This window comes from Halorubrum sp. Boch-26, from assembly GCF_029889805.1.
Lineage (GTDB): Archaea > Halobacteriota > Halobacteria > Halobacteriales > Haloferacaceae > Halorubrum.
In genome coordinates this window covers 1-9,828 of the sequence record NZ_JARANT010000098.1, presented here as the reverse complement: position 1 = coordinate 9,828, position 9,828 = coordinate 1, and the positions used below count along the sequence as shown (strand labels likewise).

The window sequence follows — 9,828 nt, the reverse complement described above, 5'->3', positions numbered from 1 at the left end:
TCCCCTTCGTCTCGCGGGCTCGTAGATGTGTATAAGAGATCGCTCGGCGCCGAGTTCGTCGGCGAGCTCGCCGACGGTGACGCCGGCGAGCTCCTTCTCGTGGGGAATCGCGCCGAACACGGTGATCCCCTTCGACTCGAGGAACGGGATCCCGTCTTGGTCCAGCGAATCGAACGCGTCGTCGGAGACCTTGTTGAACACGACGCCGACGAGCCGGTCGCCGAAGGCGTCGGCGGCCGCCAGCACGTCGTCGAGGTCGTTCGGCGAGGAGTATCCGGCGACGAGCACCACCCGCGCGTCGAGCAGTTCCGCGACGTCGACGTCGGTGAGGTCGACGACGCCGCCGGTCGTCCAGCTGCCGCCGCCCTCGATGAACATGTGGTCGCGGTCGGTCGAGAGCTCCTCGTACTCCTCGCGGATCCGGTCGCTGAGCGCGTCGGCGTCCTCGGTGCCGCGGATCGCGCCCTCGACGAACGTCGGCGAGTAGACGACGGGCTCCATCTGGTGCATCTCGGAGTCGAGGCCGAGCACCTCGCGGGCGAGCATGGGGTCCTGGTCGAGCGTCTTGCCGACGTTCGACTGCAGGCGCGTCCCCTTCGGCTTCATGTAGCCGACGCTACGGTCGCGGTCGGCGGCGAGCCGCGCGAGCGCGACGGTGATCGCTGTCTTTCCGACTCCTTCTCCGGTCGCGGTGACGAGTGTCGTGGGTGTGTCTGTCATGGGTCGAGTTCCTCCGGGTCAACCGTAAGTCTCACGTCGACGGCGGCGGCGTTCGTGCCGCCGTCGGCGTCGGGCAGTGCGACGAGCGGGTTGATATCGAGCTCCAAGATGGCCGGGAAGTCCGCGACCAGCTGGGAGAGCCGGCCGATCGTCTCGACGACGGCGTCGACGTCGACCGGATCGCGACCGCGGGCGCCCCGCAGCAGCGGCGCCGACTGGATCTCCTCGGTCATCTCGCGGGCCTCCGGTTCCGAAACGGGCGCGACGCGGAAGGTGGTGTCTTCCATCACCTCCACGAAGATGCCGCCGAGCCCGAACATCAGGAGCGGGCCGAACTGCGGGTCGCGGTTCATGCCGACGATCGTCTCGACCCCGTTGTCGAGGTCGACCATCTCCTGCACCTGCACGCCGAGGACCGTCGCGTCCGGCTGGTAGTTGCGCGCCCGGGTGATCAGATCCTCGTAGGTGTCCGCCACCTCGCCGTCTTCGACGCCGACGGCGACGCCGCCGATGTCGGACTTATGGAGGATGTCCGGCGAGACGATCTTCATCACGACGTCGCCGTCGATCCCGGCGGCGACCTCGGAGGCGCGCTCGGGCGTGTCGACGATCTCGCCGGCGGGCGTGGGGATCCCGTACGCGTCCAGCAGCTCCATCGCCTCGACGCCGAGGCGGTTGTCGTCGCGGTCGCGCACCGCTCCCAAGATTTCGCGGGCGCGCTCGCGATCGACATCGAACGACATCGGCGTCGCGTACTCGCGCTCCCTGATGTCGCGGTACTCCGCGAGCGTCGCGAGGCTCTCGATCCCGCGAGCGGGATCGAAGTAGCAGGGGATCCCCCGCGCCTGGAGCTGCTGTTTCGGCTCGCGCGTCCGGTCGCCGCCCATCAGACAGGCGGCGACGGGGGCGTCCATCTCCTCGCTGACCGCCTCGATGGCGTCCGCGAGCTCAGCGAAGTCGATCGTCGCCGTCGGCGCGGCCAGCACGAGGGCGGCCCCGACGTTGTCGTCGGCGACGGTTATCTCCAGGGCCTCGCGGAACCGCTCCACGTCGGCGTCGCCGATCACGTCGACGGGGTTGTGAATGTTCGCCTCCTCCGGCATCGACTCGCGGAGCGCGTCGCTCGTCTCCGCGGTGAACGACGCCATGTCGAGGTCGGCGTCGCCGACGGCGTCGGTCGCCATCACGCCGGGGCCGCCGGCGTTGGTGACGATGGCGACGCTGTCGGTGTCGGGGAGCGGCTGGCTCCCGAGAATACCGGCGGAGTCGAACAGCTCGTCGACCGACTCGGCGCGGATGACGCCCGCCTGGTCGAGCCCGGCCTCGTACGCCTTGTCGGAGCCGGCGAGGGTGCCGGTGTGCGAGGAGGCGGCCTGCGCGCCGGCGCTCGTTCGCCCCGACTTCACGGCGACGATCGGCGTATCTTGGGTCGTCTCGCGGGCGGCCTCGATGAACTCGCGGCCGTCCTCGATCCCCTCCAGATACCCGATGATCACGTCGGTCTCTCCGTCGTCGCCCCAGTGGTCCACGAAGTCCGTCTCGTCGAGGACGGCCTTGTTCCCGAGCGAGACGACGTCTTTGAACCCGATCCCGTTGTCGTTGGCCCAGTCGAGGACCGCGGTGACGAACGCGCCCGACTGGCTCATAAACGAGAGCCCGCCGGGGAGCGCGTTCTCCGGGCCGAACGTCGCGTTCATGCCCGAGGGCGTCGACATGATCCCCAGGCTGTTGGGGCCGACGAGGTTGAGGTCGTACTCGTCGGCTAGCTCCGCGAGGCGCCGTTCCCTCGCTGCCCCGTCCTCTCCCGTCTCGCCGAACCCGGCCGTGATCACGACGACGTTGCGAACGCCCGCCGTGCCGCACGCCTCGATCGCGTCCAACACGATCGAGGGCGGCACGACGATCACCGCGACGTCGGCGTCGGCGTCGGCCACGTCGTCGACGCAAGGCGTCCCGAGCACCTCGTCGTAGTTCGGGTTGACGGGAACGGTGTCGCCGTCGAAGTCGTCGAGCAGATTCGACGTGACGGCGCGACCGACGGCTCCCTCGCGGGAGGTCGCGCCGACGACGGCGACCCGATCCGGGTCGAACATCTCGTTGAGCGTACCCATCAAGTTGGAACTACGCGAACCGCTGGCTTAAGATCCGTGGGAACGTTTTCGTAGCCGAGTTAATAACGAACGATCGGAGAGTATTCGGCCCGAGTCGGTGTCGCCCGGTCCGTGTTCTCAGTCGAGTTCCGCCCCGCTCCCCGCTTCCGGACCGGGGCCGTCCCGTCTCTCGGCGTCGCCTCCGCGGTCCGCGGTCGTCCGCGGCCGATCGGCCCCCGACGCGAGCGAATCGCCGTTCGCCTCCCGTCGGACGTTCGGGACGGCGAGCGTGACCACGTTCCCGTTCGAGTGGGTGTCGAAGGAGAGGTCCCCGCCGGACCGGTTCGCGACCCAGTACACGAGCCACAGCCCCATTCCGCCGGTGTGGCGCAGGTCGTCCATCTCCCACCGATCTGTGATGACGTACCGTTCCTCTGCCGGGATTGGCGGACAGTTGTCGCGGATCGCGATCTCGACGGCCTCGTCCGTCTCCGTCACGCCGATCCGGACGCGAGGCGCCGACTCCGCGTGTTCGATGGCGTTCTCGACGAGTTCGGCGATCGCGTAATCCAACTCCGGGTGCGTGAACGCCTGCGCGTCAGTGGGGTACGAGACCGAGACGCTCGCGAAGGCCTCGCCGTCGGCTGTCGCCCCGTCGCCGCGTAGTCCGTCGACGGTCGGTTCGTGGTAGCTGACGTCGATCTCGTCGCGGTCGCCGAAGTCGTCGACGACCATGTCGACCGCCTCCTCGACGACGGGCGCGATCTCCACCGACCGAGGGGAGCCGCGCTGACGGAGCAGGTCGATGACGCCGCGCTGCTTCTCGGCGGTCGTCAGTAGCTCGGTGGCGATCCGGCGGATAGTCTCCGCGTACTCCGTGATATCTGCCCCGAGTTCGACCAGTTCGGCCGGATCGCTCGGTGACGGCGACTCGTCCGATGTCTCCGACCCGTCGCCACCCCACGCCTCGGGGGCGAAGCCCGCTGCTGTCGCCACGCGGTCGATGATCCGCTCCGCGGTGCCGTCGACGATGTTCATGTCGTTGCGGATCGTGTGGCGGAGCAGGTTGTCCATCACGGCGAGCTGTCGATCGCGGCGGTATTCGTCCGTGACGTCGCGCGCGAAGCCGGTGACGGCGACGACTTCGTCGTCTTCCACGACCGGCTCGCCGGGCACTCGGACCCATCGGGTGGCCGCGTCGGCCGTTCCGAGTCGGTAGTCGATCAGCGTCGACTCGCCGGCGGAGAGCCGCTCCATCGCTCGCTCGACGTATGGCCGGTCCTCGGGGTGGACCGAATCGAGGAAGGTCCGGGGATCGCGTTCGAGCCGCTCGGCGGAGATGTCGTACATCTGCTCGACGGCGTCGTTAACGAACAACAGCTCGGACCAGTCCGCGGTGAACATCCAGAACACGTCCGTCGACACCGAGGCGATCGTCTCTAACCGGCGCCGCGACTCCACCTCGCTCGTCACGTCGCGGGAGGTCAACACGTAGCCGTCGATCCCCGTCGACGCGGGCGTGTGCACCCGTGTCCGGAGCCAAACCCACCCGCCGTCCGCGGTGGCGTAGCGGTATTCGAGCGGCTCGTCCGGCTCGGGGCCGCCGGCGACGATCGCCGCGAACGTCTCCCGGAGCCGCTCCCCGTCCTCGGGATGGACGAGCGCGAACGCGTCCGTCCCGATGAGCTCGTCCGGCTCGAACCCGATCATATCGACGCTCGCGGCGTTCAGATGACGGTAGACCCCGTTCTCGTCGAGGACCACGACCTTGTCCTGAGCGAGGTCTAAGAGGGTCTCGGGGTCCGGCCCGTCACGCATGCAAAGGAGGTTTGCTAGCCGGCAGATAAGCCTGACTGCCCGATTATCACGAGGGAAAAGATCCGTAGGAAACTCAGTCGGCCGAGATTCCGGTCGTTTCCGCGGTCGCGGCGAGCGAGTCGAGGCCCCCGTCCTCGACGGTCAGCGTGACGCCGTCCTCTCCGAGTTCGATCGCCGCGTCGGTGGCGCCGCGGGTGTACTCGGCGGCGTGATCTCCCTCGGGGTCGAAGCGGACGCCTTCGACTAACAGCGGCGTCTCGCTGAGCCGTTCGACTTTCCGGTAGGCTGTCGAGAGCGCGATGCCGCACGCGTCCGCCAGTTCGCTCGTCGTCATCGGCGCGTCGGCGGCGCCGAGGATGGCTCGACAGTCGGGGTCAGCGAGGGCGTCGAAGGTCGCGTCGAGCGTCTCGTCTCCCTCTGTCGCCGTCGTCGGTCCGGTCGCGTACGAGGCCTGTCGCTTCATGGATGTAGGTAACGGCTCCACCCACCCCAACACCACCCCTGCATATGAGGGGTGTTTTATAAGCAACCCACGAACGGGGGCGTCGCCGACCCCCGCGAGCCGCGAGGAGTCGAACCGGCGGAGGCGGTCGCCGACGAGTCCGCGGCGTCAACGTTTTGCCCGGGGACGGTCACGGACGGACGCAGATGGGAACCGGCATCAGAGCGGAGGTCTCGCTCCCAACGGAGGCGCCCTCGCCGTTTGAGGGGGTCGCCGACGGCTCCACGCCGATCTACAGCGTCGCGCGCAGCGCGCCGAACGGGGCCGCGGGGGCAGTCGTCTTCGAGTTCATCGCCGACGCGGACCTGTCGGTGCCCGAGGGGGTCGATGTCGTCTTCGACTACGGCGTCAAGGCGGCCTACCGGTTCGAGGTCGACGCCGACGAGGCCTCTCCGTTCGCGGTGCTCGACCGCCACGGACTCCCGGTGTCGGAGACGACTATCCGAGACGGGCGGCTCCTCGTCACGTTCCACGCGACGGACCTCCCGACGCTCCGATCGGTGCTCGACGCGTTCAGAGAGTCGTCTCCGGATATGGAGGTGTTGCGGCTCCTCCAGTCGTCGTCGTCGCCGGAGGAGTCGGACTTGGTCACCGTCGACCGGAGCGACCTCACCGAGCGTCAGCGCGGGGTGCTCACGGCCGCCTACGACGCCGGCTACTTCGATCACCCCAAGGGGTCGAACGCCGGCGAAGTCGCCGAGTCGATCGGTATCGACCGCTCGACGTTCAGCGAGCACATCGCGGCCGCACAGCGGAAGCTGCTCTCGTCGCTACTGGACTGAGCGGTCGCGTGCGGCCGAGAGCCGCCGTTGACCGGATTCCGAAAATTCAGGAATCCAAACCATCCTTCATGAGTGTCTGTGTCGTACTCGTATTCATGACGAGTCCAGGGACTCACACGTTCGTCTGCCCGGAGTGTCGTCGGTCGATCGAGGTGGACGACGCGATGCGGGCGACGCTGCTCGACGTCGGCTGCGTCGTCTGCGGCGAACCCGTCACCGAGAGCGACATCACCGACCCCCAGACCGCGTAACGGCTCCCGGTCGTTTGCGTCGTCTCTTCCGTCGTTATTCCCACCTACGTCGACCGCATCGCCTTCGACCGTCGACCGCATCGCCTTCGACCGTCGACCGCGCGGACCTCCGCCCGCCTCGCCGCCCCTACGCCCCCGGTCCGTCTCGTATCCTTTATCCGGGCGTACACCGACCCTCCCGTATGGCGACGAACAGCGAGGTCGAGATGACCGACGCGGAGGTCGACGCGTTCCTCTCGCGTCACGAGACCGGCGTGCTGTCGCTCGCGCGCGACGAGACGCCGTACGCGATCCCGATCTCTTACGGATTCGACGAGGCGTCCCGCGACGCGTTCCTCCGACTGGTGTCGACGCCCGACAGCGAGAAGCGTGAGTTCCTCGCCTCGAACCCGCAGGCGCGGATCGTGGTGTACGAGGAGAACGGCGACGAGTACGGCAGCGTCGTCGGCGTCGGCACGCTCCACCGGGTCGACCTCGACGAGCTCACGCCCGAGACGATCGCGCAGTACGGGGAGACCCGCCGTCCGCTCTTCGAGATCTGGGCGGACGGGAAGCCCGACCTCGACATCGACCTCTACCGGTTCACTCCCGAGCGGCTCACCGGACGGACCATCGTCGTCGAGCGCGACGGCGAGTAGGCGGACCGCGAGGAACGTCGCTATCCGTCGTCGGCGTCGTCGAGTTCGTCCTCGCCGGCGTCACCGGAAAAGTCCTCCTCGCCGGCGTCGGTCGTACAGACCGGACAGCCAGTCGCGAGGATCGTCTCCCGCATCTCCTCGTTGACCTCGATGGTCTGCGCGCAGTCCGAACAGGTGAATTGAACGGTCAACACTGGACCTCTCTCGTCTCTCCGGGACGGTACCGGGCGATATAAATGACCGGCTTCGGGGACCGCGACGCCCCAGACCGATACGCTTCCCGCCCGCTCGGTCACCTCTCGCCAGCCTCAGTCAGTTCTCGGAACCGCGTACGCGCCGACCGCGAGGAAGGCGACGGCGAGGGCCGCGAGGACGGAGAGATCGCCGACCCACGGCCCGGGATCGTGGACGATCGCTCGCGTCCCGCGCGCGAAGTAGGTCAGCGGCGAGGCGGCGACGGCCGGCCGGAACCACGCCGGCAACAGCTCGGGCGACACGAACGTCTCCGAGAGGAAGAGGAGCGGGAGCGCGACCGTGTTGCTCGCGGCGATCACGCCGTCCTGCGAGTCCGTGAGCGCGCCGAGCACCGCCCCGAGCCCGCAGAACAGCGCGACGCCGACGGCGACGAAGACTGGCAGGACGGCGAGCGCGGGCGAGACGACCGGCTCGGCGTCGGTCACCGCGAGCACGAGCCCGAAGATCAGGAGGCTCGCCGCTCCGATAATCGCGACGTTGACGAGGGTGTGCGCGAGGAGCCACTCCCCGCGCGAGATCGGCGTCGTCGCCAGCTTCTCGAACCGCCCGCCGTCGCGGTGCCGGGCTATCTCGGAACCGACCCGGGAGAGCGGGGTGAAGAGGACGACGACCGCGAGATAGCCGGGGATGTAGTACCCCGCGGGCTCCGCGAACAGCCCCCCGCCCGTGGGCTGCGTGCGGACTAAGGCGCCGAATATCACCACGAGGATCACGGGGAAGAAGAACGTGAAGAACACCGCCGTCCGCCGGCGGAGGAACGACCGCGACGCCGCGGCCGCCTCGGTTCGGACCCGGCCGACCCGCGTCATCGGTCGCCTCCGTCGGGGTCGTCGCCGGTGGCGCCTCCGTCCGGCGCCGCGGCCGCCTCCTCGTTCGAGATCGCCTCCTCGTCTCGAACTGCTCTCTCCCGCGGCGAGTACTCCTCGCCGGTGAGACGCAGGTAGACGTCTTCCAGCGAGGGCTCGGACCACGCGAGCGACTCGAAAGCGACGCCGGCCGTATCGAGAGCGTCGACCGCGCTCCCGATCGCTTCGGGTCGAACGCCCCGGACCCGCAGCCCGTCGCGGGTCGACTCGACGGCGGCGTCGCCGGCGAGGCCCGCCTCGACGCGCCCGACGACCGCTTCGTCTGCGGTTCCGTCGAGGGTCACGTCAAGCCGGGGGGCGCCGCCGTGCTCGGCGATCAGTTCGTCCGGCGGACCGACGGCGACGACGGCGCCGTCTCGGAGGAGGGCGACGCGGTCGGCGAGCCGCTCGACCTCGTCCATCGCGTGGCTCGTGAGGAAGACGGTCGTCCCGCCGTCGGCGAGCCGCTCGATCAGGCGGTGGATCGACCGTCGGCCCGCCGGGTCGATCCCCGTCGTCGGCTCGTCGAGGAAGAGGAGGTCCGGGTCGTTGACGATGGCGGTCGCCACGCAAGTCCGGCGCTGCTGCCCGCCCGAGAGCGTCTCGTACCACGCGTCCGCGTCGTCGGCCATCCCCACGTCTCGGAGGACGCCCCCGACGTCGCGGGCGTCGTCGTAGAGCCCGCCGTAGTAGTCGACCAGCTCGGCCGCGGTGAGTCGTTCGGGCGGATCGAACGACTGCGGGAGGAGGCCGACGCGCTGCGGGTCGACCTCGCGGGGCGAGACGCCGAACACGCGCAGGTCGCCCTCGGCGTCGGTCGTGCCCGTCAGCGCGCGGACGAGCGTGGTCTTGCCCGCGCCGTTCGGACCGATGAGCCCGAACACCTCGCCGGTCTCGACCCGGAGATCGACCCCGTCGAGCGCGACGACGTCGCCGTACGACCGCCGAACGCCCTCCGCGACGAGGGCCGGATCGGCGTCGGAGCCGCGTCCTCGCGGCGCCCCCTCGGCCGCCGACGCGGCCGCAGTCTCGTTCATGCGACCGGGTCGGGCTGCCGCGCGCGTAAGAGTTGCTCTTCGCGACGGGCGGCGCGGGTAGTCTCGGCGGATCGGGTCGCCCCCGCGGCCGGAGGCGACGACCCGATCCGCCCCGGTCCGTTACGCCTAAGCGAGGCGACGCCGACCCACGGACATGGACTACCACGAGGCGGCGGCGTTCCTCTTCGACCTCCGCCGCTTCTCGGTCAAGCCGGGGACCGAGCGGATCGCGGCGCTGCTCGACCGGCTCGGCAACCCCGAGGACGACGTGCCGTTCGTGCAGGTGGCCGGCTCGAACGGGAAGGGGAGCACGGCGCGCATGACCGAATCGATCCTGCGCGAGGCCGGGCTCTCGGTCGGTCTCTACACCTCGCCGCACCTCTCCGCGCTCGCCGAGCGCGTCCGCGTCGACGGGCTCGCGATGACCGGGGACGCGATCGCCGACTTCGTCGTGGAGGCGAAACCGTGGCTCGTCGAGCGCGCGGCCGTCGGCGAGCCGCTCACCTTCTTCGAGGTCGTCACGGCGATGGCGATCCGCGACTTCGCGCGCCGCGACGTCGACGTCGCGGTGCTGGAGGTCGGGCTCGGCGGCGAGTACGACGCGACCAGCGCGGTCGATCCGGTCGCGACCGCCGTGACGAACGTCTCGCTCGAACACACCGCCGTCCTCGGCGACACGATCGCCGAGATCGCCCGCACCAAGGCCCGGATCGCCGACGCGGGCGCGCCCCTCGTAACGGCCTGCGAGGGCGAGGCGCTCGGCGTTGTCCGCGAGGTCGCCGACGAGGCGGGTGCGCCGGTCGCGACGGTGGTCGGGGCGGACGCGGACCGGGGGACCGACGGCGACGCGGCAACCGGCGACGATTCCGGTTCGGAGCCCGCCCACGCGG

General features: G+C 69.7%; 11 protein-coding genes. 4 read left to right on the top strand and 7 right to left on the bottom strand.

Going from position 1 to position 9,828, the window contains the following annotated elements; genetic code table 11:
• From OQF71_RS12340 to OQF71_RS12325, 4 genes are all read right to left on the bottom strand, one after another.
• Positions 1–720: AAA family ATPase (locus tag OQF71_RS12340; RefSeq protein WP_280588027.1), on the bottom strand; the 720-nt coding region annotated here is incomplete at its 3' end.
• Positions 717–2,831, bottom strand: coding sequence for an acetate--CoA ligase (locus tag OQF71_RS12335; RefSeq protein WP_280588025.1), 2,115 nt, complete (start codon positions 2,829–2,831; stop codon positions 717–719). The genes OQF71_RS12335 and OQF71_RS12340, both read right to left, overlap by 4 nt.
• Before the next feature lie 117 nt (positions 2,832–2,948).
• Positions 2,949–4,628 carry a PAS domain-containing protein gene (locus tag OQF71_RS12330; RefSeq protein WP_280588023.1) on the bottom strand — a complete coding sequence of 560 codons (1,680 nt, stop codon included), beginning with the start codon at positions 4,626–4,628 and terminating at the stop codon, positions 2,949–2,951.
• A 73-nt stretch (positions 4,629–4,701) separates the two neighbouring features.
• Positions 4,702–5,091, bottom strand: coding sequence for a helix-turn-helix domain-containing protein (locus tag OQF71_RS12325; RefSeq protein WP_280588022.1), 390 nt, complete (start codon positions 5,089–5,091; stop codon positions 4,702–4,704).
• A 185-nt stretch (positions 5,092–5,276) separates the two neighbouring features.
• Here OQF71_RS12325 and OQF71_RS12320 point away from each other — a divergent pair, with 185 nt between their 5' ends.
• The 3 genes from OQF71_RS12320 to OQF71_RS12310 all read left to right on the top strand — a co-directional run bounded on the left by OQF71_RS12320 (position 5,277) and on the right by OQF71_RS12310 (position 6,801).
• Entirely contained in the window at positions 5,277–5,912 is a 636-nt protein-coding gene (locus OQF71_RS12320) for a helix-turn-helix domain-containing protein (RefSeq protein ID WP_280588020.1), read from the top strand.
• A gap of 95 nt (positions 5,913–6,007) precedes the next feature.
• A complete protein-coding gene (locus OQF71_RS12315; RefSeq protein WP_280588019.1) occupies positions 6,008–6,163 on the top strand; it encodes a hypothetical protein in 156 nt (51 codons plus the stop codon).
• 182 nt (positions 6,164–6,345) lie between these two features.
• Positions 6,346–6,801 (top strand): pyridoxamine 5'-phosphate oxidase family protein, encoded by a 456-nt coding sequence (locus OQF71_RS12310; RefSeq protein ID WP_280588018.1) that lies wholly within the window; start codon positions 6,346–6,348, stop codon positions 6,799–6,801.
• Between the two features lie 20 nt (positions 6,802–6,821).
• Here OQF71_RS12310 and OQF71_RS12305 read toward each other — a convergent pair whose 3' ends face one another.
• The 3 genes from OQF71_RS12305 to OQF71_RS12295 all read right to left on the bottom strand — a co-directional run bounded on the left by OQF71_RS12305 (position 6,822) and on the right by OQF71_RS12295 (position 8,938).
• Positions 6,822–6,995 carry a zinc ribbon domain-containing protein gene (locus OQF71_RS12305; RefSeq protein ID WP_280588016.1) on the bottom strand — a complete coding sequence of 58 codons (174 nt, stop codon included), beginning with the start codon at positions 6,993–6,995 and terminating at the stop codon, positions 6,822–6,824.
• A 114-nt stretch (positions 6,996–7,109) separates the two neighbouring features.
• Positions 7,110–7,865 (bottom strand): ABC transporter permease, encoded by a 756-nt coding sequence (locus tag OQF71_RS12300; protein ID WP_280588014.1) that lies wholly within the window; start codon positions 7,863–7,865, stop codon positions 7,110–7,112.
• Complete coding sequence (locus OQF71_RS12295) at positions 7,862–8,938, bottom strand: ABC transporter ATP-binding protein (protein ID WP_280588013.1); 1,077 nt, start codon at positions 8,936–8,938, stop codon at positions 7,862–7,864. The genes OQF71_RS12300 and OQF71_RS12295 overlap by 4 nt, the downstream gene beginning before the upstream one ends.
• A gap of 154 nt (positions 8,939–9,092) precedes the next feature.
• On the opposite strand from OQF71_RS12295, the gene OQF71_RS12290 reads away from it, so the two are divergent.
• Positions 9,093–9,828, top strand: a 736-nt coding sequence (locus tag OQF71_RS12290; RefSeq protein ID WP_280588012.1) for a Mur ligase family protein, incomplete at its 3' end; no start/stop codon positions are given.